Source organism: Streptomyces shaanxiensis, assembly GCF_039537145.1.
GTDB classification, from domain to species: Bacteria; Actinomycetota; Actinomycetes; order Streptomycetales; family Streptomycetaceae; genus Streptomyces; species Streptomyces shaanxiensis.
The window spans coordinates 1-26,779 of record NZ_BAAAZY010000008.1 but is presented as its reverse complement, the minus strand read 5'-3'; the positions used below and the strand labels follow the sequence as shown (position 1 = coordinate 26,779).

The 26,779-nt window shown below is 68.2% G+C and carries 21 protein-coding genes and 6 pseudogenes; 12 read left to right on the top strand and 15 right to left on the bottom strand.

What is annotated here, in order from left to right; translation table 11 throughout:
- Positions 1-652: 652 nt before the first annotated feature.
- A complete protein-coding gene (locus tag ABD932_RS11870; RefSeq protein ID WP_345011545.1) occupies positions 653-847 on the top strand; it encodes a hypothetical protein in 195 nt (64 codons plus the stop codon).
- A gap of 162 nt (positions 848-1,009) precedes the next feature.
- On the opposite strand, the gene ABD932_RS11865 is transcribed toward ABD932_RS11870, so the two are convergent.
- The 9 genes and pseudogenes from ABD932_RS11865 to ABD932_RS11825 all read right to left on the bottom strand — a co-directional run bounded on the left by ABD932_RS11865 (position 1,010) and on the right by ABD932_RS11825 (position 8,776).
- Positions 1,010-2,905 (bottom strand): ABC transporter ATP-binding protein, encoded by a 1,896-nt coding sequence (locus ABD932_RS11865; protein WP_345011543.1) that lies wholly within the window; start codon positions 2,903-2,905, stop codon positions 1,010-1,012.
- Positions 2,902-3,339 (bottom strand): lasso peptide biosynthesis B2 protein, encoded by a 438-nt coding sequence (locus tag ABD932_RS11860; RefSeq protein ID WP_345011541.1) that lies wholly within the window; start codon positions 3,337-3,339, stop codon positions 2,902-2,904. The genes ABD932_RS11865 and ABD932_RS11860 overlap by 4 nt, the downstream gene beginning before the upstream one ends.
- Positions 3,336-3,590: a lasso peptide biosynthesis PqqD family chaperone gene (locus tag ABD932_RS11855; RefSeq protein ID WP_345011539.1), complete on the bottom strand. Its 255-nt coding sequence runs from the start codon at positions 3,588-3,590 to the stop codon at positions 3,336-3,338. Before ABD932_RS11855 ends, ABD932_RS11860 begins: the two co-directional genes overlap by 4 nt.
- A gap of 56 nt (positions 3,591-3,646) precedes the next feature.
- On the bottom strand, positions 3,647-5,497 hold the full coding sequence (locus ABD932_RS11850) for a lasso peptide isopeptide bond-forming cyclase (protein WP_345011537.1): 1,851 nt from the start codon (positions 5,495-5,497) through the stop codon (positions 3,647-3,649).
- 25 nt (positions 5,498-5,522) lie between these two features.
- The gene (locus tag ABD932_RS11845; protein ID WP_106434143.1) at positions 5,523-5,633 is read right to left on the bottom strand and encodes a keywimysin-related RiPP; all 111 of its coding nucleotides are present in this window, start codon (positions 5,631-5,633) and stop codon (positions 5,523-5,525) included.
- 590 nt (positions 5,634-6,223) lie between these two features.
- Positions 6,224-6,403, bottom strand: a pseudogene (locus ABD932_RS11840) (CorA family divalent cation transporter); the annotation flags it as partial.
- A gap of 35 nt (positions 6,404-6,438) precedes the next feature.
- Positions 6,439-6,624, bottom strand: a complete 186-nt coding sequence (locus tag ABD932_RS11835; RefSeq protein WP_345012008.1) for a hypothetical protein — start codon at positions 6,622-6,624, stop codon at positions 6,439-6,441.
- Between the two features lie 342 nt (positions 6,625-6,966).
- A complete protein-coding gene (locus ABD932_RS11830) occupies positions 6,967-7,629 on the bottom strand; it encodes a response regulator (protein WP_345011532.1) in 663 nt (220 codons plus the stop codon).
- Positions 7,604-8,776: a sensor histidine kinase gene (locus ABD932_RS11825; protein WP_345011530.1), complete on the bottom strand. Its 1,173-nt coding sequence runs from the start codon at positions 8,774-8,776 to the stop codon at positions 7,604-7,606. Before ABD932_RS11825 ends, ABD932_RS11830 begins: the two co-directional genes overlap by 26 nt.
- Before the next feature lie 175 nt (positions 8,777-8,951).
- On the opposite strand from ABD932_RS11825, the gene ABD932_RS11820 reads away from it, so the two are divergent.
- Positions 8,952-11,213 (top strand): MMPL family transporter, encoded by a 2,262-nt coding sequence (locus ABD932_RS11820; protein WP_345011528.1) that lies wholly within the window; start codon positions 8,952-8,954, stop codon positions 11,211-11,213.
- A gap of 67 nt (positions 11,214-11,280) precedes the next feature.
- Here the strand turns inward: ABD932_RS11820 and ABD932_RS11815 are convergent.
- Positions 11,281-12,108: pseudogene (locus ABD932_RS11815) on the bottom strand (transposase).
- 425 nt (positions 12,109-12,533) lie between these two features.
- Here ABD932_RS11815 and ABD932_RS11810 point away from each other — a divergent pair.
- Positions 12,534-13,109, top strand: a complete 576-nt coding sequence (locus ABD932_RS11810; protein WP_345011526.1) for a hypothetical protein — start codon at positions 12,534-12,536, stop codon at positions 13,107-13,109.
- Positions 13,110-13,156: 47 nt separating this feature from the next.
- Here ABD932_RS11810 and ABD932_RS11805 read toward each other — a convergent pair whose 3' ends face one another.
- Entirely contained in the window at positions 13,157-15,094 is a 1,938-nt protein-coding gene (locus ABD932_RS11805; RefSeq protein ID WP_345011524.1) for a TerD family protein, read from the bottom strand.
- Positions 15,095-15,356: 262 nt separating this feature from the next.
- Here ABD932_RS11805 and ABD932_RS11800 point away from each other — a divergent pair, with 262 nt between their 5' ends.
- From ABD932_RS11800 to ABD932_RS11790, 3 genes are all read left to right on the top strand, one after another.
- The gene (locus tag ABD932_RS11800) at positions 15,357-16,172 is read left to right on the top strand and encodes a sulfite exporter TauE/SafE family protein (RefSeq protein WP_345011522.1); all 816 of its coding nucleotides are present in this window, start codon (positions 15,357-15,359) and stop codon (positions 16,170-16,172) included.
- 685 nt (positions 16,173-16,857) lie between these two features.
- Entirely contained in the window at positions 16,858-17,619 is a 762-nt protein-coding gene (locus ABD932_RS11795) for a hypothetical protein (protein ID WP_345011520.1), read from the top strand.
- A gap of 270 nt (positions 17,620-17,889) precedes the next feature.
- Entirely contained in the window at positions 17,890-18,249 is a 360-nt protein-coding gene (locus tag ABD932_RS11790; RefSeq protein ID WP_345011518.1) for a DUF6463 family protein, read from the top strand.
- 18 nt (positions 18,250-18,267) lie between these two features.
- On the opposite strand, the pseudogene ABD932_RS11785 reads toward ABD932_RS11790, so the two are convergent.
- Both ABD932_RS11785 and ABD932_RS11780 read right to left on the bottom strand, forming a co-directional pair.
- Positions 18,268-18,414, bottom strand: a pseudogene (locus ABD932_RS11785) (transposase); the annotation flags it as partial.
- Positions 18,415-18,445: 31 nt separating this feature from the next.
- Complete coding sequence (locus ABD932_RS11780) at positions 18,446-19,204, bottom strand: GntR family transcriptional regulator (RefSeq protein WP_345011516.1); 759 nt, start codon at positions 19,202-19,204, stop codon at positions 18,446-18,448.
- 79 nt (positions 19,205-19,283) lie between these two features.
- On the opposite strand from ABD932_RS11780, the pseudogene ABD932_RS11775 reads away from it, so the two are divergent.
- From ABD932_RS11775 to ABD932_RS11760, 4 genes and pseudogenes are all read left to right on the top strand, one after another.
- Positions 19,284-19,487, top strand: a pseudogene (locus ABD932_RS11775) (hypothetical protein); the annotation flags it as partial.
- 447 nt (positions 19,488-19,934) lie between these two features.
- Complete coding sequence (locus ABD932_RS11770) at positions 19,935-20,159, top strand: hypothetical protein (RefSeq protein ID WP_345011514.1); 225 nt, start codon at positions 19,935-19,937, stop codon at positions 20,157-20,159.
- The gene (locus ABD932_RS11765; RefSeq protein ID WP_345011512.1) at positions 20,156-20,899 is read left to right on the top strand and encodes a GntR family transcriptional regulator; all 744 of its coding nucleotides are present in this window, start codon (positions 20,156-20,158) and stop codon (positions 20,897-20,899) included. Before ABD932_RS11770 ends, ABD932_RS11765 begins: the two co-directional genes overlap by 4 nt.
- The gene (locus tag ABD932_RS11760) at positions 20,896-21,198 is read left to right on the top strand and encodes a hypothetical protein (RefSeq protein WP_345011510.1); all 303 of its coding nucleotides are present in this window, start codon (positions 20,896-20,898) and stop codon (positions 21,196-21,198) included. The genes ABD932_RS11765 and ABD932_RS11760 overlap by 4 nt, the downstream gene beginning before the upstream one ends.
- Before the next feature lie 584 nt (positions 21,199-21,782).
- On the opposite strand, the gene ABD932_RS11755 is transcribed toward ABD932_RS11760, so the two are convergent.
- Positions 21,783-22,676: an SLATT domain-containing protein gene (locus ABD932_RS11755; RefSeq protein WP_345011508.1), complete on the bottom strand. Its 894-nt coding sequence runs from the start codon at positions 22,674-22,676 to the stop codon at positions 21,783-21,785.
- A gap of 10 nt (positions 22,677-22,686) precedes the next feature.
- On the opposite strand from ABD932_RS11755, the pseudogene ABD932_RS11750 reads away from it, so the two are divergent.
- Positions 22,687-23,125 (top strand): annotated as a pseudogene (locus ABD932_RS11750) (site-specific integrase); the annotation flags it as partial.
- Between the two features lie 1,558 nt (positions 23,126-24,683).
- Positions 24,684-25,495: pseudogene (locus ABD932_RS11745) on the top strand (IS5 family transposase).
- 555 nt (positions 25,496-26,050) lie between these two features.
- Here the strand turns inward: ABD932_RS11745 and ABD932_RS11740 are convergent.
- Positions 26,051-26,524: a Pycsar system effector family protein gene (locus ABD932_RS11740; protein ID WP_345011506.1), complete on the bottom strand. Its 474-nt coding sequence runs from the start codon at positions 26,522-26,524 to the stop codon at positions 26,051-26,053.
- Positions 26,525-26,779 lie beyond the last annotated feature (255 nt).

The following is a 26,779-nucleotide window of genomic DNA, read 5'->3' as shown; positions in this document are numbered from 1 at the left end:
GGGCTACTTGAACAACCCGCCCTGGCGGCAGCAGACCCGTATGTCCTGTCAGACTCTCGAGGTGCGCGGGAACCCGTCGAAACCTCGGATGCTCCCCGCACCCAAGGCCCCTCTCGGGCCAAGAATTGATCACCCCCACGTCTGGCGCCGGGGATGCGACTGCTGGCTTTCCGTAGCGCCGGACCTATAGATCATTAAAGGTCGCCTCGTGATCGAACAGCTGAAGCACGGTCAATCTAGACCATCGGGGCCAGTGTGTAGAGAGGGTGTGTGTAATTTGTGCTCAACCTTTGAGACTTGATCCACCGACCGGTCACCGCCCATGGGCGCAATGACGCCACCGCCCCGCTCCAACAGCTCGCCCGGCCCCCAGGCGCGGCTTGGGCCCAGCCGCTTGAACGGCGTGTACGACAGCCGTGCCGGCTCCCCGAGGTCGTGACGGATGCGCTCGTCGGGTGGCTACTCAGAACCGGTCACCCCGCTTGAAGGTGACATACAAACTGGTGCAGACGGTCACGATCACGCGTAGCTCCACGGGGTGCCGGCCGTCGCGGCCGGCCACGGGACGGTATACGAACCACCCCGCGCCCTCGTGTCCAGGGACGCCTGGCCGCGGTCCACGGTGAGCCGGCCGGTGGTGGGATCGAGGCTGATGGCCGAGACCCGACGCGGCCCCCAAAGTCCCACCGCCCGCTGGGACTTCGACGAGCGCGGCGGCACGGTCACCCGCGAGGCGGCCACGGGTTCCGCCGACCCCATCGACTACGCGCGGCCGGGCGCCGGCTCCCGCTCGGCCTGCGCCGCTTCGGGCAGATCGTCTGCCAACTCGGCCTCGGTACCGACCTGATCGAGGCCAAGGGAGCTCAGGACCAGCCGCCCACCAAGGAGCGACGGACCCACATCGCCGCCACCTACGACCCGGACGCACACCAGCTGCGCCTCTACCGCGACGGCCGCCTCATCGGCACCGCCACGGAACTCGGGCTCGGGCGCGGGGGAGGGCCCGGCTTCAACCGGTCGCCCCCGCGCCGTCGCCGCTTGCGGGGACCCCGCCCGGACGGAGCATCTGGCTCGCGGCCAGCTCGCGATAGAGGGCGCTGCCGGCCAGCAGCTCCTCGTGGCGTCCGCCGGCGGTGGTGCGGCCGTCGTGCAGCACGACGATGTGGTCGGCGTGCTGCACGGTCGACAGGCGGTGCGCGATGACCAGCAGGGCGCACTCCTGGGCGACGTCCTTCATGACGCTGATGAGTGCCGATTCATTGATCGCGTCGAGGTGGGAGGTGGGCTCGTCCAGCAGGAGCAGCGAGGGGCGCGCCAGCAACGCGCGGGCGACGGCGACACGTTGGCGTTCGCCACCGGAGAGGGTGCTGCCGTGTTCGCCGACGACGGTGTCCAGACCGCCGGGCAACCGGGCGACGACCTCTTCGAGCCGGGCCAGTTCCATGACGCGCCGGATCTCCGCTTCCGTGGCGTCGGGCACGGCGTAGGCGATGTTGTCGCGCAGGGTGCCATGGACGACGTGGGCGTTCTGGTCGACGACGGCGATGCGTCGGCGGCAGGCGTCACGTGTGAGTTCGGTGGCGGGCCGCCCGTCGAAGAGCACGGTGCCGGCGTCCGGCTCGTAGAACCTCGCCACCAGGGCGAACACCGTGCTCTTGCCGGCTCCCGACCGGCCCACCAGTGCCACGTGCTGACGGTGCGCCACGGTGAACGAAACGCCGCGGAGGACCGGCCGTTCGGGGTCGTAGCCGAAGCGGACGTCGTGCAGGGCGAGGGCGGGCTGTTCGGGGGTGGGCTGTGCGCGGGTGGCGGACGGCCTTGCCGGCCGTGGCGTGTGCGCGTGAACTCCCGGCACCAGCGGTGCACTCGGCTCCACCGGCAGTCCGAGCGCCTCTTCGATGCGCTGGTAGGCGCCCATCCCGCGTTGGATGAGGCCCACGGCACGGAACACGGAGGAAAGAGGCAGGACGAGGTACGAGGCGTACAGCAGGAAGGCGACCAGGTCGCCGAGGGAGCCGGCATGGCCGTTGACGCGCAGACCGCCCACCACCAGGACGATGAGGAAGGAGCCCTGTACGGCGAGTTCGACCGCGGGGCTCATGACCGAGGCGAGCTTCGCGGTGCGTACCCCCGCGCCGTAGGCCGCCTCGACACGTGCGCCGATACCCGCCGCCTCGCGCTCCTCGGCACGATGCACGCGGACCATCGGCAGCGCATCGAGGGCGCGTGCGAGGTCGGCTGCGATGGCACCGACCGAGTCCTGCATACGTTCGGAAGCGCATCGGATACCCGTGAGCAGCGAGGCGACGACCAGGGCCGCCGCGGCCACGGTGCCGGCGACCAGGAGCAGCAGCAGAGGGTCGAGCCACGCCATGAGGACGATCGCCCCGGCGGCGACAAGGCTTCCCGTCACCAGATCGACGAGGGCCTGCGACACGACCTCCCGGAGCACGGTGGTGTCGGTGGTCACCCGGGAGATGAGGTCGCCGCCCCGGTGACGGCCGTATTCCCTCATCTCCAGCCGGAGCAGCCGCCCCACCAGCCCGTGCCGGAGCTGTCGTACGACGCCTTCGCCCATCCGCTCCAGAAGGAAGCGCCCCACGGATCCTGTCGCCGCTTCGGCGACGAACAGCGCGCCGAGCAGTGCCAGCAGCGGCCAGATGACCTGCCCGCGGCCGCTCGCGTCCACGACGTGCTTGGCCACGAGCGGCTGGGCCAGTCCCAGGGCGGAGGCCACGAGGGTCAGCACGGTGGCGAGGGCGATGGCACCCCGATGCCCGGCGGTGAGCCGGTACAGCGTGGCCACCGCCGCCCGGGTGGACTTGTCACCGTCGGCGAGCGAGGCTCGACCGCTGTTCGGATCGGTCGTGCAGTTCGGATCGGTCGTGCCGTTCGTGCCGGTCATCGGTCCGACGGTCGCGGCAGCGGGCCGACGGTCACCAGCGGGGTGAAGTAGCCCTCCGGCACACCCTCGCCGACGGGACGGCCTTCCGCCTCGATCCAGGCGTGCGCGGTGAAGGGCGGTACGACGCGTACGCCGGTGCACCAGGTCGGCCACGTCCCGCCGATCCGGCACAGCAGCGCGGCCCCCAGGGAGCGCGGCAGGCACCCCTTCGGTCCGGCGCAGCGCAGGCTGGCCGCGCACATGGCGTCGCGTGCGCCCTGGGCCCGCGCGGTGGTGGCGGGTGCGGCACCGCGCCGCAGGATGCCGAGTACGGTGCGGATGTGGCGGGGCGGCAGCAGGGCGAGGACGACGGCGGGGAACAGGACGAGGTGGGCGGCCAGGCGCCGGGCCAGGGGAACACCGGTGGGCCGCTCCAGCGCACTGGGTGTCGTCATGAGGCGAGCCCCGAGCTGCGCAGCTGCCCAACGAGCGTCTCGACGTCCTGCAACGCCTGCGCCCGGTCGATGTCGAACTCCCGGACCAGGGCGGCGGCCGCCTCCGACTCCTCGCCGCCGGCGAGCAGCGTCCGCACCACCAAGGTGGCGGTCGGATTCAACTCCCAGTATTCACCGGCGCGTTCGTCCAGCAGCACCGTGCCGTAGTCGGTCTCGGCCGTGGAGACGTTGTCACCGAACCGCAGGGGCATGTGAGGGCCTTTCTGACGTGCCTGACGTGTCTGACTTTTCTGACGAAGGGACGCGGTCAGGGCTGTGGGACTCGGGCGTGGCCGCGGGCCATCCCCCGCAGCCACACCTCGGCGGCGATCGTGGAGTACAGGATGGCGTCGGACAGCCCCTTGGAGGCGGGCCGCCGGGCCAGACGACGCAACTCGGCTCCGTCCACCAGGCCCAGCGCCGCCAGCCGCGAGTCCTCCCACAGGGCCAGCAGGTCGGCGCGGTGTTCGCGCAGTCCGTTGGAGGCGTCCATGGAGGCCGCGGCCTTGTTGGTCCGCCGCAGGCAGGCATCGGGCACGATCCCGCGCATCGCGGCGCCCAGGACGGGCTTGTACCGCCAGGGCGTGACGCGCTCGCTCGGCCGTACCGCGAGACACGCCTCGATGACGCGATCGTCGAGGAAAGGAGAGGCCATGGGCAGGCCGACGCGGGCGGCCATCCGATCCCACTGCCGGATGATGCGGGTGCACGAGCGGATCTGCTCCAGGTCGCTGTGCAGGCCACGGTCCGGATGCAGTGGGGAGGCCGTCGCCGCGGCGTCGAGCAGGGCGCGGCGGGCCAGCCGTTCGGCCTCGGGGGTCACCCAGTCGAACAGGCGTGGGGCCATACCCCAGCCGAGCCCCGTCGCGACGGTCGGCGGCGACGGGCACCGCAGGTGGTCGGCGGAGTCGGCGAGCCACTTCCGGTACGGCCGGGAGTCGGAGAGCGCGCGGACCGTGCCGCCGAGCGGCCACTGCCACAGCGCCCGGAATCCCCGCAACTGGCGCAGGGCGAACAGCGGACGGGTGCGCAGCAGTCGGTGGTAGTACGCCTCGGAGCACCAGGCCACGTGGTCTCCGCCAATGCCGGTCAGGTGCAGCCGGCTGCCGCGCTCGGCGAGACCGGGTAGATGGTGCAGGACCCGGGAGCGGTCCATGACGCCGATGGTGGGCTCGTCGAGGAGGTCGCCGATGTCGAGCAGATCCTCGTAGACCAGCGGCGAGTCGTCGGCGTTCCAGACCACGTGCTCGACCTCGGGGAGGTGCCCGATCGCTCGCTCGGCCCAGTGCAGGTCGGTGTCCGCCGGATCGCGTCCTGGCCACGTACTGGCTACCACGCGGGCGGGGGAGCGGTCGGCGAGGAAACAGACGGAGGTCGAGTCCAGGCCGCCGGACAGGTCGCAGCTCACGACGCCGCCCTGCCGGGTACGCGCGTCGACGGCCTCCTGAAGCGCCGTCCGGATCAGGGGCGCAGCCTCGGCGAGCGGCCGGACCGGCTCCGGCGGTGTCCACCACCGGGTGTGCCGTACGGTGCGCCCGTCAGCGGCCACGACCAGGGCGTCCTGCGGAGGAACGGCTGTGACCGCACGCCACAGGGACGTCTCGAACAGCGGATACGGTGCGGGCCACAGGAGCCTTACGGCCAACTCCTCGACGTCGGGATCGAGTCCCAGGGTGGCGGCGAGCGTGTCGGCACGGGTGGCGGCCACCCGTACGCCGTCGATCTCCGCATGGAAGACCAGTCGCAGTCCGGATGCCGTGCCCTGGACCCTGATCTGTCCGTCGAGAGCGCCGACGAGATGGAAACTGCCGGGCAGGGTCCGGGCCAGAGCGTCGAGCTCCGCGAGATCACGCAACCGTGCCGCCCGGCGCCGTAGTTCGTCGGCGTCGACGGGACAGCACCCGACGACGGCAAGGGCCGCGGTGCCGGCGTTCGCCGTGACGACCTCGTCGTCGTGCCAGCGGCCGATCAGCCAGGGCCGGCCCGACGCATGCGTGAGGGTCCGGCTTCCGGGGCGGGCGAAGGAGCGGGCCACGGCGGCCGCGTCCGCACGGTCGGTGAAGACCGTGAAGTGCGCGTCGCCGGGGCCCGTCCCCGCACTTTCGTGCAGTTCAGTCATGACGTCGGGTCAAGACCGCCGGCCGTCAGTTCTTGCTCAGGATCAGCCGGTCGTTGCCGTGGCGCCCGAGGAGCCCCGTCTCCTTCCGGAACGTACCGAGCCGGACGAGCGTCGGCGCCTCATATGCCTTCTTCATGACCACTCCTCACATGCGGGTTCCCGACCACCTCCCTGGCGGCCCAGGGTTCATCGGGAACCCCGGCCAGGAAGTGGGCGTGGCATTCAGCTAGCTGCAGAACGTGAGCCCATGGCAAGAGCGTTTACGAAGCTCAGATAATATGGAAACTTCCATTCCGTGGGGTTGTGCGCCCCCTCCTTGTGGTTGCTTTCAGCGGTGCCGTTTGTTCTACGCCCGTGTATCTGCTCATTGAAAGAAACGTTTTGATGTGTGCCGTAGCATCTGCCTGCCCGCATATCCCGGGCGTACTTGGCGACGGCCACAGGCGGCGCCGCCGGGCGTACTCCCAGCCCGTGGACATGCGCCGCTTTCTGTAGGAGGTCACGGTCCTGCCTGGTCGCGGGAACTGGTTCCTGACCGGGCGCCAGAGTTCCTGGCGGGGTGACCGGCGTCCGGGCCGTCCGCTCTTTCGACCTCACCGTGGTCCTGCCCCCGACCCCACTGGGACGAGCAGTCGTCTGATCACGACGCATCCCTGCCATGCCTTCCCCGGATGCTCCCGCGAGAGCAAAGCGCGAAGAAGAGCGGAGCGGGGTCCGAGGGGTCCAGAGCCAGTCCCGTCGTTTGAAGATGACGTACAAACTGATGCACACCAACCCCATCAAGCCGACGGCGAAGGGGTATCCGAAGCTCCAACTCAACTCAGGCATGTACTTGAAGTTCATGCCATAGGCAGTTCTGACGAGTGTGGGAGCAAACAGGATCGCCGCCCAGCTCGAAATCTTCTTGAAGAAGGACGCACCGACGTTCGTGTGCGAGCCGTCTACATGCTGGTGGGGAAGTTCATTGAGGCCAGCTGCGGTGTCGGGATGTAGTGGTGGGCGAGGTTGGCGTGGCGGTTGTGGGGCCCGTGGCGATGGGCCTCCGGGTCGCCGTACTCGATGACATCCTGGCGCCCGGAAACGACGTCCCGAACGCGCATCACGACTCGCCCGAGCAGGGCCTTCATCAGTGTTCCCCCTGGTGTACGTGGTCTTGTCGAGAAGGATGCACCCGGCGGCCGGGGCGGATTCCAGCGAGTTGAGCCGATCTTGAGCCTCGGCCGGTCCTCCAACGGATGGTGCGCAGTGCGCCTTCATCAATCGCCAGCCTCGTCCACTCATCGAGGCGTGCAGGTGGAGACTGGCGAGGTAGCTGTCGGGAGTCTTGTCGTATCGGGTGTCTCACCGTCCCAGTTCCGGCCTCCTGGTACGTCACGCTCTGGGGCGGGTGAGGCACGTGGAGCCGACGTGAGCCGACCGGTGCACTGATGTCCGGGCGGGGACTCATGGGACATGGCCCGGCACCCGGCTCAGGTTCCGGGGAGGATACGGCGCGTTTCGTAGGCCCACATCGCGATCTCGACCCGGTTGCGGGCGTTGAGTTTGGCCATCAGGCTGGCCAGATGCGTCTTCACCGTGCTGAGGCTGATGTGCAGCGCATCGGCGATCTCGGTGTTGGTCAGCCCGCGGGCGACGGCGACGAGCACCTGCTCCTCGCGGGCGGTGACGGGGGAGACCGGCTGGGCCACGGGCCGGCCGGCGGGCAGGTCCGCGAATGCCTGGAGCAGACGGACGGTGACGCTGGGGGCAATGAGCGCCTCACCGTCGGACGCCGACCGTACGGCCTGCGCCAGAAGGTCCGGTCCCGTGTCCTTGAGGAGGAATCCGCGGGCGCCGGCACGCAGCGCGCCGTAGATGTACTCGTCGAGGTCGAACGTGGTGATGACGACCACGGCCAGCGGGTCGGCGACGCCCGGGCCGGCGATCAGCCGGGTGGCCTCGAGCCCGTCGAGTGCGGGCATGCGGATGTCGAACAGGCAGACGTCGGGGCGCAGTTCGCGGGCCAGACGTACCGCTTCCTGTCCGTCGGCGGCCTCGCCGACCACCTCGATGCCGGGCTGGGCGTTCAGCATGATCCGCAACCCGGTGCGGATGATCGTCTGGTCGTCAGCGACGAGGACGCGAATGGACACCGCTCTCGCTCCTCGCTCTCGGCAGTTCGGCGTCGACATGCCAGCCCCGGTCGGTACCCGGGCCGGCTCGTAGTGTGCCGCCGAGCAGCGTCGCGCGCTCGCGCAGTCCGGTAAGTCCGTATCCGTCACGACCCCGGCCGGTGCGCCGGCCGTTGTCGCGCACGCTCACCCGTACCGTGTGCCGTTCCGCGGCGACCCGAACGACGAGCTCGGTCGCGTCGATCGCATGGCGCAGCGCGTTGGTCACCGACTCCTGCACGATCCGGTAGACGGCCGCGTCCACGGCCGGGGGCAGCGCGTCCAGCTCGCCGTCGAGCCCCAGGTCGACCCTGAGGCGGCCACCCGGGGTGCGCACCAGGCGCTCCAGATCCGCGACTCCGGCAGGGGGCGCCAGCTCGGCGCCGACCCCGCGGTCGCGCAGCGCGGCGACCATGGCGCGCATTTCCTCCAGCGTGCGCGCCCCTTCCTCCTCGACCCCCTCCAGCGCCTTGACGGCGGCGGACGGGTCGGCGCCCGCGAGCACCCCGCCCGCCTGGGCGATGATCACCATGGCCGACACGTGGTGGGCCACCGTGTCGTGCAGTTCCCGGGCGAGCTGCTCGCGCTCGCGGGAGCGCACCTGCTCCAGCTGCCGCTCGCGAGCGGTCACCCAGAACCGCACGGCAGCCCCGAACACGCCGGGCAGCAGCAGGAAGACGAACCCCACGACGTTCTCAACGACCGGCGTCTCGTCCGTGACGGAACACAGCACGCCGGCCGTGAGGATCACCGCGCCGCCCAGCACGATCTCGCTTCCCGATCCCCACCGGGGCAGCGCGTACACCAGCACGAGCACGACCGCGCCGGTGTACAGGCCGACGGGCTCGCGCGGAGCGGCGACCAGCGAGGCCACCTGAAGCAGGATCACCGAGCCGAACGCCAGCGTGACCATCGCCAAGGGGCGGGTCCGGCGCCACAGGGGCAGCAGGCACAGCCATGCGGCGAACACCACCGCCACCGGCCGCCACACGACGTTCTCGCGCAGGGTGGCCTCCAGCACCACACCGGCAAGGCCCGCGGTGAGCAGCACCCAGTCCCGCCACACCCGGGCGGGCGCGTCGGGCGGACGGGGTTCGGTCCACAGGGTTCGCAGGTCTTCTCGCAGCACGGTTCTCAGCCTAGGGACCGCGGCGTGCCGCGCATCGGCCGAAAGGACGGTTCGTCACTCCGCCCCGGGGCCGACGGATCCGCGGCCCGCGGGCCGATGCCGCGGAGCGCCGTGGCGACGAGCCTCGGCATCGGCGGCCGTACAAGGACGGCCGACGACGTGGTTGGAGGACCCGATGCTCTCGAAAGACCTGTTGCGCCTGGGCGCAAGCGCCGCCCGCCATCCCTGGCGGGTGATCGCGGCATGGCTGATCGCCGCCACGCTCGCCGTCCTCGCCGCCGTCGCCTTCGGCGGGCGGAATGCGGATTCGATGACCGCTCCGGGACTGGACTCCCAGCGGGCCGCGGAACTGATCGAGAGGGCCGGCACCGGCCAGGAGGGGATGACCGCCCAAGTGGTCGTCACCCCCCTCGACGGCGCTGCGACGTTCTTCGACCACGGCAGCGCGCGCACCGCTCTCACGCGGCTGCAGACCGAGGTGCGGCGGCTGCCGCACGTGCTCGGCACGAGCGACCCGGCGGGGGCACTCGACGCACGCGTGGACACCGCCGTGCGCGGCGGCCTTGTCTCGGCCGACGGGCGGATCGCAGTCGTCCGGGTGCAGTACCCCGACCAGAGCCGGCTGTCGGCCGAAGACCTCGACGCCCTCGTCGATCTCGGCGACCGGCTGCGCGCCGAACTGCCCCTGCGCATCGAGATGGGCGGGAACCTCTTCTACGCCTTCTCCGACCCCGACGGCGGCGCGAGCGAGCTGATCGGCCTCCTCGCCGCGGCCGCGATCCTGTTCCTGGCGTTCGGTTCGCTCGTCGCCGCCGCGCTGCCGATCGGCATGGCGGTCTTCGGGCTGACCGTCGGGGTCGCCACGATGACGGTACTGGCGGGGGTCACGGACGTCCCCACCTTCGCGCCGGTCCTGGGCAGCATGGTCGGGCTCGGAGTGGGCATCGACTACGCGCTGTTCGTGCTCGCCAGGCACCGGGAGTACCTCGCCCGCGGGCTCGATCCGCACGAGGCTGCGGGGCGAGCGGTGGCCACGGCGGGGCGGCCGGTGGTCTTCGCCGGCGGCACCGTCGTCGTGTCGATCCTCGGTCTGGCGGTCGCGAACGTGCCGTTCATGACGGTGGGCGGGTTCGCCGTCTCGATCGTCGTCCTGATCATGGTGTTCGCGTCGGTGACGCTGCTGCCGGCCTTCCTCGGAGCGGCCGGCCCGCGTCTGGGCCGGGCCGGTCGGATCGGCCGGGCTCTTCGGGCCGGGCGGCTCTTCCGACGGCAGGGCGCGGCGCCGGACGCCGTCCCCGCCGCCGGATGGCGACGCTGGATCGGGCACGTCAGCCGGCACCCGGTGCCGTACGCGGTCGGCGCGGCGGGACTGCTGCTGACCGCGACGCTGCCCGTGCTCGGCCTGCGCGTCGGCCTGCCCGACGACGGCTCACTGCCCCACAGCCGTACCGAGCGCCGGGCCTACGACCTCGTCGCCGGGGGGTTCGGCCCGGGCACCAACGGTCCCCTCGTCATCGCCGCGGACCCCACCGGTGATCCGGGAGTGCTGGACCGACTCGTCGGGGCGGTCGCGGCGGATCCGGGCATCGCATCCGTCGCGCCGACGCACATCGATCCGGCCACCGGCATCGCGACCCTCGTGGTGTTCCCGACCACCAGCCCTCAGGACAAGGCCACGGCCGACACCATCGCCCGGCTGCGCACCGACGTGCTGCCCACGGCGATCGGGCACGGCCCGGCCAGGGCTCACGTCGGCGGCGCCGCCGCGAGCCTGTCCGATGTGGGCCAACGCACCAGCCAACGCCTGCCGGTGTTCGTCGCCGCCGTGCTGGCGATGTCGTTCCTGCTGCTGATGCTGGTCTTCCGCTCGATACTCGTACCGCTCAAGGCGGTACTGCTGAATCTGCTGAGCATCGGCGCGGCCTACGGCGTCATGGTCGCGGTCTTCCAGTGGGGCTGGGGAGGCGCACTCATCGGGCTGGAGGCGACGGTTCCGATCGTGTCGTTCATCCCGATGTTCCTCTTCGCCATCCTGTTCGGCCTGTCGATGGACTACGAGGTGTTCCTCCTCTCCCGCGTACGCGAGGAGTACCTGCGCACCGGCGACAACGGCACGGCGATCGTTGAGGGCGTCTCGCGCACCGCCCGGATCATCACCTCGGCCGCCCTCATCATGGTGGCGGTCTTCCTGTCCTTCGCCGTCGCCGAGGACCCCTCCACCAAAATGTTCGGGCTCGGCCTGGCCACCGCGATCTTCATCGACGCCACGGTCGTACGCATGGTGCTGGTACCGGCGACCATGACACTCCTCGGCCGGACCAACTGGTGGCTGCCGAAGTGGCTGGACCGGATGCTTCCCCGCGGCCCGGTCGGCACCGACGACACCGACGCGGAATCCACGGGTGAGGCCCCGCGTCCACGGCTGGTCGACCGTTGACTCACCTCCTGCCCGCCCTTGGCGTCCGGCACCTCAGCGCGTCACCCAGGGGCATATCGAGTCGTGATCATCGGGTGGTCCTGGTGAGGTCCTTGATCCAGATCATCGAGGCGCGCAGGTGGAGACCGGCGAGGTAGCTGTCGGGAGTCTTGTCGTATCGGGTGAGGCGCGGTTTCCGCGGACGAGTACGCCTTGTCCCCGGCGGCCGCGTCCGGCCGGATGCGGGGTCGGCCGACGGGCCTGCGTACCCGTACCTTCTTCAGGACGGGGATGAACTGCGGGCTGTCCGCTGCCTGGCCTGTGGTCAGGATGAACGCCAGCGGGCGGCACTTGCGGTCGGCGGCGAGGTGGACCTTGCTGGTCTGCCCGCCTCTGGAACGTCCGAGGAGGGCGGCCTTCAGCCGGAGTTTCCGCCGACGCCGGATGCGTCGTCGTTCTTCCAGCGCGGGATAACTTTCGGTCTCTTGCCCGTTTTGCTCTGCGAGGCCGCCCCCTTTGAGCTGGCCTTCTCCTCCTCGGCCGCGGCCTTCTCCAGGGCGGTGTCGACGTCCTCGTCGAGGTGCATCCCAGCCGCGTCGTGGTGGGCTCGGGCGGTGGTGGAGTCGATGCTGACCAGGGACAGGTCCACCTCACCCCGCTTCGCGGCTTCCGTGATCAGGTCCTCCAGCAGGGCCTCGAAGACGCCGGCGTCACGCCACTGCCGGAAGCGGTTGTGGACGGTCGACCAGGCGCCGAACTCCGTCGGCATCTCCCGCCACTGCCCGCCCGTCTTGAACCGCCAGATCACGCCCTCGAACTGCTGCCGCAGTCGCTCGGGGTACGGGCCGTACTCGCCGATCGGCAGGTACGGCTCGATGAACTCCCAATCCGGATCGGTCAGTTGCACTCGCGTCACGTAAGACCGTCTATCGGGCCGGACCGTGCCACGAAGGCACATCCCGCAAATTGCGGTGGAGCACGACGTGCTGCGGCTGGGGATGGACGCTCGGCGGCCACCGATGGGCACGTTCGAGGGACTCGACAGCCATGTCGGGCCGCTTGCGCCCTCGGGGCCTCGTAGAGAGCCTCGTAGTCGTGGCGGACGGCTCCTACCGGCGCACCTACGTACTCTCACCGGTGATGGTGAGTTGACCGCGTCGAGTGGCACCACAAGGCACCCACCGCTGAACGGATCGCCGCCGCCTTCCAGGAGCGAAGGGGCCCGGAGCCGCGCCGACGGCATTCACCCGGAACACGTGTGTAACCGGACGGCGCGGTCATCGCTGGGGGAGACGCTCTGAATCGTCCGGCAGTCGGGTTGGAGCCGGCTGCGCCACGCCGATGATCCCGTGGGCGGAGAGCGGTCGCGGCTCAGCGCCGCCACGCTGCCCGCCGAGGGCTGGGGCGAGCTGCTCGTCCACACCGCCGAGCCCGAGGTCGGCAGCCAGTTGGACCGACGACGGCCGCGTCCACGAGACCCGCGACCTCAAGGGCCGCGCCGAGGGCGACGCCTGGAGGGACGGCCTCCAGCCGGGCGACCTTTTCTTCCCTGGCGAGAAGGGTGGGCTGCTGGCCGGATCGGTCTTCCGCCGAGCCTGGAGCAAGGCCGGCAAGGCGGTCCTGCCGGAGTACGAGTACGAGTACGAGTACGAGTCACCCGTGGGCAAGCGCCTTTGCGACCTGCGCCACACCTGCCTGGCCACCTGGCTCAACCACGGCATCCCACCCGTCCAGGTCGCCGAGTGGGCCGGCAACAGCGTTTCCGTCCTGCTCGCCACCTACGCCCGCTGCATCACGGCCCAGCTCGCCGAGCTTCAGCAGTGCATCGAAGGCCCCCGGCGACTGCCCGCCGGGCCGTCACCAAGAATGCCGGTTCCCACGCGTGGATCCACGCTCGCACCGCGTCGCCGGGCCTGACCCAGATCCAGGGGGGACGCACGGGCCTCCCTCTCCGGCACTGGTGTTCAGTCGGCGATGTCGACGCCGTATCCGCGTGCGAGGGCGTCGAGGCCGTGGTCGTAGCCCTGGCCGACGGCGCGTAGGCGCCAGACTGGGCCCCTGCGGTAGATCTCCGCGAGCAGCATGGTGCGTTCGGTGGTGGCGGCGTCCAGGGTGGCCCGGGCGAGCGGTGCGCCGCTGCTGCCCGGGGCCGTACCGATCTGGATCGCACCGACGGTCCCGAAGGTGGCGGCGCCGTCGATGGCCGCGGCGACGACGACCTTGCGCGTCGCGGGTGGCAGAGAGGCCAGGTTGAGGGCGATGGTCTGTTCGGCGGGGCCGCCGGTGAGCAGTCGCACGGTTCCGGCGGGGCTCTCCGGAGCGCCGTAGAAGATGAAGTCCTCGTCGAAGGTGACCTGTTCGTCCTCGTCGAGGAGGAAGGCGACGACGTCGATCTCGTAGTCGGTCTGCGGGGCCCAGCCGGCGGTGACGTACCACTCCGGCGCGGGTCTGCCGTGCGGCATGGGCAGGTCGATGACGCCGCCTCTCGGCATCACGTGCGGTTCCTGAGGCCGGAGTGTAGTCGCGGCCGGGGTGGTGGCGGTCGGAGCGGTGAGCCAGCGGAGGTCGTGCACGGGGAGTTCGAGGGCGGTGATGCGGCTCATGCGCCGGTCGCCCTGCCCTCCCTCCAGGAGTACGACGTCGGTGACACTGGCGGACAGGTTGACCGCCGCGGACCCGCCCAGCTCGACGACGCGGGTACGGGCCGCCGCGGCATCGGCATGGACACCACCGAGCACCAGCACGCGACGCCCGGCCAGAGGCTTGTCCAACGTGCCGATGGAGGGCACCGGTTGGCGCGGAGCGGGTACCGGCACACCCGCGGCGGCAGGGGGGAGGGCTGCGGCTTCGGGGACGGGTGCGGCAGAGGTTGTGGCGGGATGTGCGGCGGCGGCTGTGGCGGGCGCCAACTCCGCGGGTCCGACGACTGGTTCTGCTGCTACCGGCTCAGTCGCGGGGGTGACAGCGACGGCCGTCGCCTCATGTGCTGTCCCCGGTTGTACGTCGGCGAGCAGCTGCAGGAAGGTGTGCTCGTCGATGACCGGCACGCCTTCGGCGAGTGCGCGTCGGGCCTTTGCCGAACCGGACGCCGGTTCGTTGGTGACCAGCACGCTGGTGTGCCGGCTGACGGAGGTCATCATGTTCAGCCCGGCGGCAACCGCCCGCCCGACCAACTCCGCCCGGGCATGGGCGGTCTCACCGGTGATCGCGACCTTCATCCCCTGCTGGAGCGGCCCGTCGGGAGTCAGCCGTCCCGGATTGCGGTAGGCGCAGGGAGTCTTCGGCGGCTTCGGCGTGAACTGCGATTCCGCCCGGGGCGGGCAGGCCACCAGCGGCAAGGGCAGATCGAGCCGCGCTGCCTCGCGCAGTGACGCCCGCAGGATCCCGGCCAGCACCCGGGTGTCGTCCAGCGCATCGTGCGCACGCTGCTGGGGGACGCCGTAATGGGCGGCGAGGGTGCCGAGCTTCATGTCGTCCGTCGGCGGATCCACCTGGCGATTCAGGGCCAGGGTGCACAACCGCTGCGACACCGGCAACCACATCCGCGCACGGGCGAACTCGTAAGCCAGGAAGTCGTAGTCGAACTGAGCGTTGTGGGCGACCAGGACCCGGTCCTGAAGCATCGCCCCGATCCGCCCGGCGACCTGGTCGAAGGTCGGCGCACCCTGCAGCCGCTCGACGGTCAGCCCGTGCACCTCCACCGGCCCCGGATCGCAGCCCGGATTGAGGAGTGTCGAGAACTCCCCGGTCTGCTCGCCGCCCGGACCGATCGTGATCACCGCGACGGAGAGCACGCGATCTCGCCGGGCTATGAGTCCGGACGTCTCCACATCGACCAGGGCCCAGTCGTGTGCGTAGTCGCCCATGTTGGGCACATCGAAGGAGGTGGAGACGAGACTCATGACGGCAAGGATGATCTGATATCCAGCGCTCCTTCAACCTGTATGCCGATTTGCCCTCATCTATTCGGTTGTGGCGACCTGCTCGTCCTGCGGCGACTACAGAGATGTGACGGAGCACGGCAGTTTGCGAGTGGACCGTTGGTGACTCTCGGTACGGCGGCTCGGAGCAGCGGACCAAGCTGGATCCGCTGCTCCGTAGCTTCTCCTGAGGATGAGCATGTGACGTAGCGGGCAGGGGCCGCGACCAGCGAGGATGCTCGTCATGGTCACCGACGAGGAGCTCGCTCCCGTGCGTTCGACGCATTCCATGCGCTTGGTGTTCGGCGCGGGTGCGGCCGTCGGCGTTCTCGGCGGGATGATCGGTTTGGGTGGTGCGGAGTTCCGCCTGCCGTTGCTGATCAGTCTGTTCGGGTTCGCCGCGCTCTCGGCGGTCATCCTGAACAAGGCCATGAGCCTGGTCGTGGTTCTGGCCGCGTTGCCCGCTCGTCTGGCGGCGGTCCCGGCCTCCGAGGTTGCCGGGCACTGGCCTGTCGCGGTCAACCTGCTGGCCGGGAGCCTGCTGGGTGCCTGGGCTGGAGCGTCCTGGGCGGTGCGTATGCGCAGTTCCACGCTCTACAAGGTGCTGGCTGCGTTGATGGTGCTGATGGCCGCGGCTCTGCTGGTCACCCACACGACCACCGTGGGTACGGTCGCGCCGCCGCTGTGGGCTCAGGTGCCCTGCGGAGTCGTGGCCGGGTTCGGTATCGGCGGGGTCGCGGCGATCATGGGGGTGGCCGGCGGTGAGCTGCTGATCCCGACGTTCGTGCTGCTGTTCGCGGTGGATATCAAGACCGCTGGAAGCCTGTCCCTCCTGGTGTCACTACCGACCATGCTGGTCGCATTCGCCCGCTACAGCCGGGACGGCAGCTTCGCCGTGCTCGGCGCCAACCTCCGCTTCACCATGGTCCTGGCCGCGGGCTCGATCGCAGGAGCCCTGCTGGGCGGGCTGCTGCTCGGCGTGTTCTCGGAGTTGGTACTCATCCCGGTCCTGGCCGTGATCCTGCTCATCTCCGCGGCCAAGCTCGCCCGCCGCAACTGAGCCTGCAGGGTCGACTCAACTCAGGGGGCGTGTCAGCACCTCAGGTGCTTTGTCGTCACGTACGGCGACCAGCGCGGCCATCAGCTCGCAAACTAGCGTACTCCAAACTCGCAAGAAGCCGTGCACCGCCAGCCCCTGGACCTGCGTGAGCTGCGCGATCACTCGCAAACAACGGTGCTTCGTCACAAGAGAGACCGCACCGAAACTTCGGGAATCCTCCCGATGGGAGGGCGGAGAGTGGGCGCCCCCGGCAGGACTCGAATCTGCGGCCAAGCGCTTAGAAGGCGCCTGGTGGGTCGGGTGCCACTCTGCTGCTGACCTGCGTCTCTTCCGCCGCTGGGTGTCTCGCCGATCGACCTTCGACACGTATTCGACTTCGAGGGGTGGCAGGGGCAGGGCTAGGCAGTGTCTTCAAATGATCACCACTGGTGGACCATGGTGTCGTGATACGTCGCCATGAACTGTCGGATGCCGAGTGGCAGTTCCTCTGGCCACTGCTGCCCGCGTCGTTGCGGGGGCGGAAGCGGCTGACCGACCGCAGGGTCCTGAACGGAGGGACCCGTATGCGGCAAGGGGGCCAGCCCTGACGCCGAGGCGGTCAGCACCGAGTGGTGCTTCGGCCCGCAGGATCACCCGGGCCGCTGCACCTGGGAGGCGGAGCGCCAGAGTTCGGCATGATGTGCCGGTGGACGTGTGGAGGTACTTCGAGAAGAACCCCGAGATAGCCGCTGCCCTGGTGGCGGCCATCGCCGTCATCGCTGGCGTGGTCGGTGCGAAGATACAGGCGAATGGCGGTAGGGCTCAGGCGGCAGCAGCTCGTGAGGCGGCGGAGATCGCGGCGGAGGCTCAGCGTGTGGCGGCGCTGTGGACCGTCCGGCAGAAGCAGGTCGCGGAGCTGATGCGGAGCGCCAACAGCCTGTATCAGAAGTGCAGCCGCCTATGGAACGTTGAAAGCGAGGAGCTAGCGGATCAAATAGGTGAGACTTCCGAGGAGATGTCCTTGCTGTGGGCGGAGGTGCGTCTCATCGTCACGAAGGACGTCGCAAAGGCAGCGGGCGAGCTGACGCATGCTGCGACCAACTTCGAAGTTACGACTCACCATTACGCCCCCGTCCTGCATGCCAGGCAGGCACTGGCTCGGCTCACCATCGATGGTGACGACCGAGCAGCCGAGGTAGCCCGGATCCTTGGATGGGGTGAAGGAGACCCAAGCCGGTCGGAGGCGCTCAGTAATCTCGTGCCAGGGCTGTCTGACGAGCACGTCTATTATCTGGTTGCCAACCATGACGAGTCGGATGACCACATCCGGAACCTGCGGTCCAGTGACAAGCGGAAGTTCCACGCAGCTCTGAATACACTGGTTCACGAGGCTCGCACCATGCTGCGGTCCGAGGAAGACGTCACCCCGGTCCCCCCTCAGTGTCGCTGGTGGCGGCGAGCGGCGTAGTCCCGCCCGGAGCCTCGCGCGTTCGGCATGATGTGCCGTTACCGCCGCCCGCGAGATGCTGAGGTCCGAGGAGGACATCGCCCCGGCGGCTCCAGCGCCCCCGCAGCGCCACCGATGGCGGCTGGAGTGCTAGGGGCCTTCGTTTGGATCAGCGGGCAATGTTCTGTTCTGTTCCACGGCTCCCTTCGACGGGATCACTTGCTTCCTGCTTACGCGAGCCTGCGGGCCCGACCCCCGGGGGACGCCCAGGCCGGCCCATACGATGAGGCCATGAAGCGACATTCAGCAGGACACTGGCTCCAGATTGTCGGCGTCGGTCACGGTGCCATCGGCGCCGTGATCTACCGCGATGTGTTCGCCGACATGGTTCGCGGAAACCTTCTTAACTCCGTGCCCGACCGGGGCGATCGCGCCGCCGCCTTCTGGTTCATGGCCGCTGCGCCGGCCCTGTGGATGGGCGGCCGGCTGCTCCGGTCCGCGGAGGAGCACAAGGACATCCCGGCCCAGCGCACCGCGGGCGTCGTTCTGACCGCCGTCGGCGTGACGGGCACCGCGGCCATGCCAAAGAGCGGCTTCCCTACCCTGGTGGGGATCGGCGGCCTCCTGCTGCGCAGGTCGCTGCGCGGCTAAGCCGTTGTGTTTCAGATGCACCCACTGCGATCCAGTCTGAAACTTCCAGGCGATCGCATCGATCACCTCACGATGGTCACGCCACCGGCCACCCCGCTTCGGCATCCGGCCCGGCAATAACGGCTCGATCCGAGCCCACTGAGCATCAGTCAAAGGCACAACCAGCCCAACGATCAGATGATCCGAACGAGATGGCCTAGTGACGGTTGATCGGGATCTCGTAGACGATCTCGCAGTGAGCGGCGGGCACCACGATGTCCGCCGTTTCCACGGGCCGCCCGTCGTCGCTGTAGTACGTCCGCCGGATGTGCGTCACGAGCCCGGCCTTCTGGATGCCGAGAAGTGACGCCTCCTCGGCGGTCGCCTGCCTCGGCTCCGGCTGCTCCACGGCGTGGCTGACGCTGACGCCGATCGCGGCCATCCGATTCACGACGCCCGCCCCGGCATGCGGCCCTCCCTCGGGGAGGACGACGAGCGTGCCGACGGTGAGGTCGTACGGCTCCCAACTCGTCGACAGCTGCACCGGCCTGCCGTCGGCCAGAAACTCGTACGCCGTACGGACGCACAGGTCGCCCTCGGCGATGCCGAGCCGCGCCGCGATGTCCGCTGGAGCCGGCACCTTGGCCTCGGTCCGGCTCTCCCAATCCCCTTGCCTGCCCACGGCTTTCATGTCCGCCCGGAACGGCGACGCGTCGGGCCGCTCTCGCGCCGACGACCGGACGACCCGGACCCGTTGCCGAGGCTCGGCGACGTAAGTGCCCGATCCGGCGCGGCCCTCCAGTACGCCCTGGGAGATCAGCAGCTCCTGCGCCCGACGGACCACGTTCTCGCCCACGCCGCACTCCTGGCCGATCTGGGCGCGGGAAGGCAGGCGGTCCCCGGGTTCCCACACCTGCTCTGCGATCCGCCGCCGGAGTTCGTCAGCGATGCGGAGGTAGGGCGGCTGCTCAGGCATATGGAAAATCTAGTCCACTAGCTCTAATCTAGTTAACTAGCTTCACTCAAAGTGATCGCCGGTTAACGGAGGCTGCCCTGTGCCCGCTTCGGGAGTTAGCGCGGCGGCCATCGCTGCCCGGCTGTCCGACGTCGGGCTTCCCACGCGGGTGGAGGAGCACGACCGGTACACGTCGGTCCAAGCGGAAGTGCCGGAGTCGCTCTCCGCCGACTTATGGCGGGAGGTGCTGGAAGTGGTGGCCGAGGCCGATCGGTTCGGGCTCCTCGCCTCCCCAAGGGCAGGCACCGTCGTCCCTTACGGCCCTCCCGGCCGACGGCCGCCCTCCTTGTCCCTGCGCCCGCTGACGCGTTGACGGTCGTCCTGGGCCGGGCTCCCGATACCGTGAACCACCGTCACCCGCTCGCGGGGGAGGAAAACGCGCTCGTCCGCCCATACATGCTGGCTTGGGAGCGACGAGTACGGCCGCGCGCGGTGGTAGTCGCTCCTCACTTGCCTGCTGGGGCCTGGTCGTCCCTCGCGGGGGTCCGCTGATGCCTGCTCGCCAACAGCCCCACACCGTCGAGGTCTCGGCCGTTCCCTACTGGTCGACCGCCTGCCGTATCGGCACACACCCTGCTTGCGCGGAGTCCTCCCCGGTCCCCGCACCGGTCGACCTGCCGATTGTCTACGAGACGTGCACCTGCCCGTGTCACTCGGCGTCCCACCACTCCACGCCCACGGAGACAGAGCGGTGAGCGGCTGGACACCCGGCGGCGCGCTGGCATCCAACGTCGAGGTCACCGCGGCCACGGTGCAGCGTGGAGACATCATCCAACTCGGCGGCCAGGCGTGCCGAGTGAGCGACCTCTTCCAACTCGCCCAAGGCGGCAAGCAACTCCTCTTCGAGTCGGGAGAGCTGCTGACCATGCATGCGCGAACTCGGCTCGCTGCCGTTCGCATGCAGAGAAGGCGGTGATCCGGTCCGTGCCTTCACGACATCACGACATCGCCAACGATCTCCGGCACGAGATCACGGCAGGCCACATCAAGCCCGGCGAACGCCTGCTATCCGAGGCCGGCCTGGCTGGCCGGTACGGGGTCAGCACGGTGACCCTGCGGCGTGCCCTCGCCGTTCTTCAGGGCGAAGGCCTTGTCGAGAAGATCCACGGCAAGGGCAACTTCGTCCGCCTCCCACCGCGGAGGATCGTGTACGTCGGGGGATGGGGAACGCTGGACCCGTGGACCGCCGCTGAAACGGCCATGCGCGTCACGGTTCGCATCAACACGGTTCCGGCAGAAGGGCATCTGACGACCTTGCTGAAGGTGCCGACAGGCAGCCTTCTCGCTGAGTTCTTCTGCATCAGCCACGAGGGAGAGTCACCGCACGGGCTGGCCCGCATCTACATCCCACGGGACCTGGCACCGGCCGGGGGGTTGGACGACGAGTCCTCGTGGCGGGAGACGGCTACGCGATTTGCCGTCCTGAGCACGCCGCCGCCAACTGTCCGAGAGACGGTAAGTGCCCGCCCACCGACACCAGACGAAGCCTCGGCCCTCCGGCTCCGCAACGCCGTGGCAGTCCTCGCCGTCACACGCGTCGCGACCGACGCCACCGGGCGAGTCGTCGAGGCCGCGCTTCTGGTGTTCCCCGGGGGTCGCGTCGACGCGGTCTTCACCACCCACCACATGACCGATGAGAGGCAGACGCAAAGATGACGGCACCGAACACACTGCGACTCCTCCCATGGTCGGGGCCCGAGGGCAAGCCCTGCTATCTGAGCACCGATGACGGGGAGGGCTACATGTCCCGCCTGGCGGACAACATCGAGGCCGTGCAACTGGGAACGGCCGCCGAGCTGCTGGAGCAGGCCTTGGACAAGCTCGACGACCAGGGCACGGGCTCGGAGGACATGCGACGGCTGGCCAAGGACCTGACCGGGGCCTTGCGCGAGGTGCTCCGCGTTGCGACCAGTCGTGGTGACCTCCTAGCGGTGAGCGATCCTCATTGCCCCTGAAAGGAGACGGCTGCGTTTAGTGGCCGGCAATGACCTTCTGTTCCTTGCCGATGGGGAGAGGAACTCGGTTTCGCACCGGGTACCTCTCCCCGTTTCTCTGTGTTTACGCCGAGGCGCCTTCAGAACGCTCGAATGACGTAAGGCCGCTCGCCCCAGCACAGCGTTGATGGCTCTGAACGTGGTCCGTTGCTGCATAACAACGGCTCCGGAGGCCCTATGGCTACTGCGCAAGGGAGCAGGTCACGGCACGGCCCTGCACGTGGCAGATCCGACGGGACGGGGCCACGGATAGTCCTTGGGAGCTGACCATTGCTGACTCAGCTCCCGCGGACACGGTTCCGGTACGAGAGGACCTATCAAGCGCACGCACCAGCCGTCTTGGGCGCGGGGGAGGGGCTGACGATGCTGGGCACGACGTCTGAAGGCGAGCCGGCCGCTGGAGGCATAGACACTAAGGTCGACGGCCGCGGTGACGTGGTGCCCGGGACTGGCGGCGCGCTAGGAGGGTGGCAAGCACGGGTGCGCGGGAGGGGCGCGCGTACGACAGTGGAAAGTGGCGGCCGTCAGCGAACTGGACAACCGGGTCAGCCCTCGGGCGTTTCTGTCGGCTGGTCTAGCTGCTGCTGCCTTTTGCGCTGGTCATTCTTGAGAGTCTCAACCCGTTCGGTGAACTCCAGAAGGGCAGCTTCGTCGTCAGCGCTGCTCTTATAGCGGCCAAACTTCAGATTGACAGCGTCGTACTCCTCCTCGATGGAGTCGGCTGTCTGCTGGAGATAGAAGCTACGCTCGCGGAACTTGAAGTAGCCGGTGAAGCCTGCTGCGAGATCGACAGAGAAGCTGGTGCCAACGGTGATCCATTTATAAGGAGCCGGGGTTTCCGCAAGGCTTGCTGCCGTCGACGTCGCAAGCGATCCGACGATGATGACGCCTTGGAAGAAGTTGTGGACACGCCTGTAACGAAGCCCGTCGGAGCGGTACTGCTCGATGGCTACTGGGACGGTCTCTCGGTAGACGTGGCGACGGGTTTCTGTTGGTAGGTCGATAGATGCTGCGGAGAGACGCTTGCGCTCTAGGGCGAGCTCAAGGTCGATTTTCTTCCCCGCCGCGTGGCCCGCCTCCCATCTGTCTTTGAGGCGATTATCCCAGATGTCAATAGCAGTGCTGTTGGCGCGCACGATCACACACAAGATTAGGAGAGCGATGAGAATCGGGATGCAGGCCACGTTGACGCGGGAGAGGTCGATGTGGCCCCATGCGACGATGTTCCCGACGAACAGAATCAACATCAGCGTAGGTGCAGAAGAGTAGGTGGAAACCAGCAGAAAACGCTTAAGGCGGGCTTCACGAATTTCGCCTCGAAGAGCGAGAATCTTCCTATCGTGCAAAAGAAGTTCCTCAACTGCCCTTTCGGCCGCAGACGTTGACTGTGTCATGGCCCCCCACTGCTCTGCATGACGATCAAACCGTAATCCGATCATAGACACCCTTCTCGGATCACGATCTACATATGGAGTATTAGGCCGCGAAGGGAACCCGTGCCGGTTTGGGTGTTTGCAGCCGAAGTGCGAGCACGGTGTGGTGAGGCGGCGCCGTGCGGCCGGAAGGCCGGGTACTGCCCGCCCCGAGTTCAGGTGCGGTACGAGACGAAGAACACGAAGTCATGCGCCGGACGTCGCGCTGTGCTCCTTCCGGGTTGCCCACGGGTCGTGATGCGTGGCCCCCCCCCGCGGGGAGACGCAGGCCCGAGAGCGCGCAGCCGCCGGGAACCCATGGACGGAGTACGCCTACGTGTAGCCCGAACCCGGATTGCCACGACTGGAAGCGACGGCTGGAGGACACCGGCGTTCGAGACGGGCGACTGCACGCCGCCCAGCACGCTGCCGGCACCGTGCTGATGCTGCTCGGGTTCCCCGACCGGGTCATCGACTAGATCATCTGGGGACCCCGGGAAACCTCGCTGAGGACAACAAACCAGGACAACGAGGTGTAGGGACAACGCCGAAGAGCCCCTGATCCAGGGCGCCCTTCGGCCTCGTGCCCGGTGGGACGCTGGCGGAGATACAAGATGCGAACTCGTGAGGGGGCCCAACACGCTTTCCAACTGTGGTGGTGGGGTGGTGGGCTGTGTGCGTTGGCGTTCAGCTGGGTTCATGGACGGTTGGTCCGTGAGGCGAGCCCGGCGTGCGGTCCAGTCTGAACGACCGTGAACGGTGCTGAATGAGACGGAAACTGAGACGGCCGCAGCTCATCGCGGCATGTCAGCGCGTCCTGTCGCGGGGTCCGCGAAGATGCTGAAAGGTGGCACCGCCCCCGTTGGGAGGCCGGAACTTAAGGGGGCGGACGCGGCAAACGCACTTCGCAGAGCTCAGTTGGCTGCGCCGTCTCGCAACTCGCCGCCTCAGTCACGGAACGGTAACGAGTTACGCCGTTCGGGTGAATCGAGGAAAGCGGGTACGCATCTGCATCGAGCCGTATTTCCCCAGCTCACAGCCGTCAAGTAGGGATGCCGATCACCGTTGGCACCGCGCTAGCTTCTCCCCCCGAGCTTGCGCCAGCCTGGAAGGCATGCAGGAGAAACCACCCAGCCGACGGGTCCGGCTTGCTGAGGCAGCGGCAGCGGACCTCAGCAAGTGGCGTGTGCCAACGCATCTGGCCGGCCGTATCCCGTCCCCCGTATACCTGAGCACCGATCTGGTGGACGTCCGCGCTCACGAATACTCCGATATGTGCCCCGAGAGGGCGCAAGAGGCTGAGACCATCTACGAGACTTTTTGTGCCAATTCGAGCTTGGCGCCGTCTCAAGCAGGATGGGGATTCCTCCATTGCACAGTCCGTGATAGGCGCGGCCGAAGGCGTCGCCTAACCCTCACGACCAACGACCTTTCCTACCACCGTTTGGTCATTGATGCGATTCCATTCGGAATCAAAACGGAAATCAGCTGGGATAAATACGCCTACATGCGGGCCGGTTGGCCCGGGCGTGAAAAATGGCGCGGAAACTGGCACACGGGAGAAGTCTCGTTTCCCTGGCGCCCGACGCAGCGCGATGCGTGTCCCGAAGAAACTACGAGTCACGTACACAGCATCCTCTTCCAGGAAGAAGTCGAGCCCGAGGCCATGCGTGTCATATTCAGCAAGAGCCCCAGCGGACACTGCTGGACGATGCTGGATACAGAGGCGCCCAGCTCCCGGGCAATGGTAATGGCACCCGCATCGGAGAATGAATGGGCTTTCAGATTTGGCCTGAGGCCCGGAGTGGCAGTCGTCCCGGGGTGGCCGACCATAAAGACGCCTGAGCTGTGTGCGGACCCGGGGTGCGATCCCGTGTAATACCTGAATTGGGCTAGGTACTATAAATCGGCGTGCTGTCCAAATCGACTAGGTGACCCGTCGCAAGACAGGAAGTCGCTAAGAACGCCTAACACAATGAGTTGGATCGGCCCTGATGGCCGTGTCCGGGGCGGCAGTTGAGCGTTCGGCTCGGTGTGGGGACGTCGCCGTGGATCGTGTCGGATGAGCTGTGGGACCGCCTGGAGCCGTTGCTGCCGCAGCGAGAACGGCGCTTTCGCTACCCGGGCCGTAAGCCGTTACCGGACCGGGAGGTGCTGTGCGGGATCCTGTACGTACTGCACACCGGCATTCAGTGGGAGTACCTGCCCAAGGACCTCGGGTTCGGCTCGGGGATGACGTGCTGGCGCCGACTGCGGGACTGGAACGAGGCCGGCGTCTGGCAGCGATTGCACGAGGTCCTGCTCGCCGAGCTCAACGCGGCTTCGCGACTGGACTGGTCCCGCTGCGTGGTCGACTCCTCCCACGTCAGGGCCCTAACAGGGGGCAGCACACGGGCCCGTCGCCGGTCGACCGGGGCCGGGCCGGCTCGAAACACCACGTGATTACCGACGGGCATGGCACTCCGCTTGCGGTCCTGCTGACGGGCGGCAACCGCAACGACGTCACCCAGTTGTTGCCCCTGCTCGACGCGATCCCATCGGTCCGCGGCCGAGTCGGCCGTCCTCGCCGCAGACCAGACTCGCTGTTCGCCGATCATGGTTACGACCACGACATCTACCGCGATCAGGTACGCGTCCGCGGCATCGTGCCGGCCATCGCACGCCGAGGCACACAGCACGGCACCGGACTGGGCACATACCGATGGGTGGTCGAGCGCACCTTCGCCTGGATCCATGGCTTCCGCCGCCTGCGCATCCGCTGGGAACGACGGTCCGACATTCACGAAGCGTTCCTCAAACTGGCCTGCTGTCTCATCACCCACCGACAACTCTGCTCATTGTGTTAGCCGTTGTAAGCGCCATCAATCAAGGAAAGGGAAGTAGTCGCAATTGAAACTGAGCCAGGTAGGAACAATGGTCAAGAGTCTCGCTGGTCGGCCGGAGTGTCGTGTTGGCATATTCGGTGCCGCGGCCGGGGTTCTGGCCTATGTTTTTCCGGGCGTCGTTGTTCCACTAAGCGTAGCTGCTGGGGTGGCTACGGTGGCCGCGATGTTCACCCGCAGCAACTAGCGCCTAGTAAATGGGGGATGGCTCTCGCACTCTCGTCGTCCCCGAACCACCGGAAGCTGGGTCCTGGACGTCTGAGCCTCAGCTGGTGAACGTCAACCACGACGGCGGGTGCGTCGCGCGGTCAGGTGCGCCTGCGCCAGAGCAACTACGACCCGGCCTCAGCCATCCGGCTCTGCCGTCTCAAGGTCCTCAGCTTGGAAAGCTTGGGTCTTCTACAGGCGATTGCTGGGCTGACCAGTGGCGGAACTGCTAGCGGGGTCGGACCGGTCGGCAGCGTGCTCCCCGCCATTCCCCGCACGACCTGGCACGGCACTTCGTCCTCGGTCGTGGCCCTACAGGACCAAGCCCAGCGCAGTTGCGGCACATAGCAGACAGACGCCAGCCAGGATGAGGTTGATTCCGAGACGGAGCCGGCGGAACTTGATCGCGACTGCGCGGGAGAGGAATGTAACCCGCTCAGCGCGCAGATCCGCGCGCATGTGGTCGCGTAGCGACTCTGGTTCCAGAGTCGCCCAACGAGACCAGCCTTCAGCGGTCACAGTGTTGATGTGGACTGGTCGGACGGTGATGAGCAGAACCACGAAGGCGATCACGAGGCACATCGCGCCGGCCGCGCCAACGGCCAGTACGATCGCTCCCTGGTGCCTGGAGCCCTGTGCTGCAACGAAGCCTAAGGCCACGCCAGTCATCGCCAGCACGACGCTTGCCTTGGCGTCAGCCCGTGCGAGTTCGCTGGTGAGCGTCCTGAGCGCGTCATTTAAGTTGTCGGACGAATGGTCCGCGCCACTGTTCAATCCCTGTGCCATGAGGCCTCCGTCCCCTGAAACGGAGACGCCGACGGACGGCTACTGGTTCGTCTGCGCCGAGCAAGGACGAAGCGCCGTGGCCCACAGACCGCTTCGTCCCCAAGCAACTTGGGCAGGCGCCTGGCCTTGGGTCGCTGTGCTTGCGATGGTTCACAGGTGTGCACGGTTGTCCGTCGGCGTTGTCACACAGTTAGACACTGAGCTGTTTCAGAGTGGCCACTGATCGGGTGACGCGGGCAGTGTGCGCAACGCACG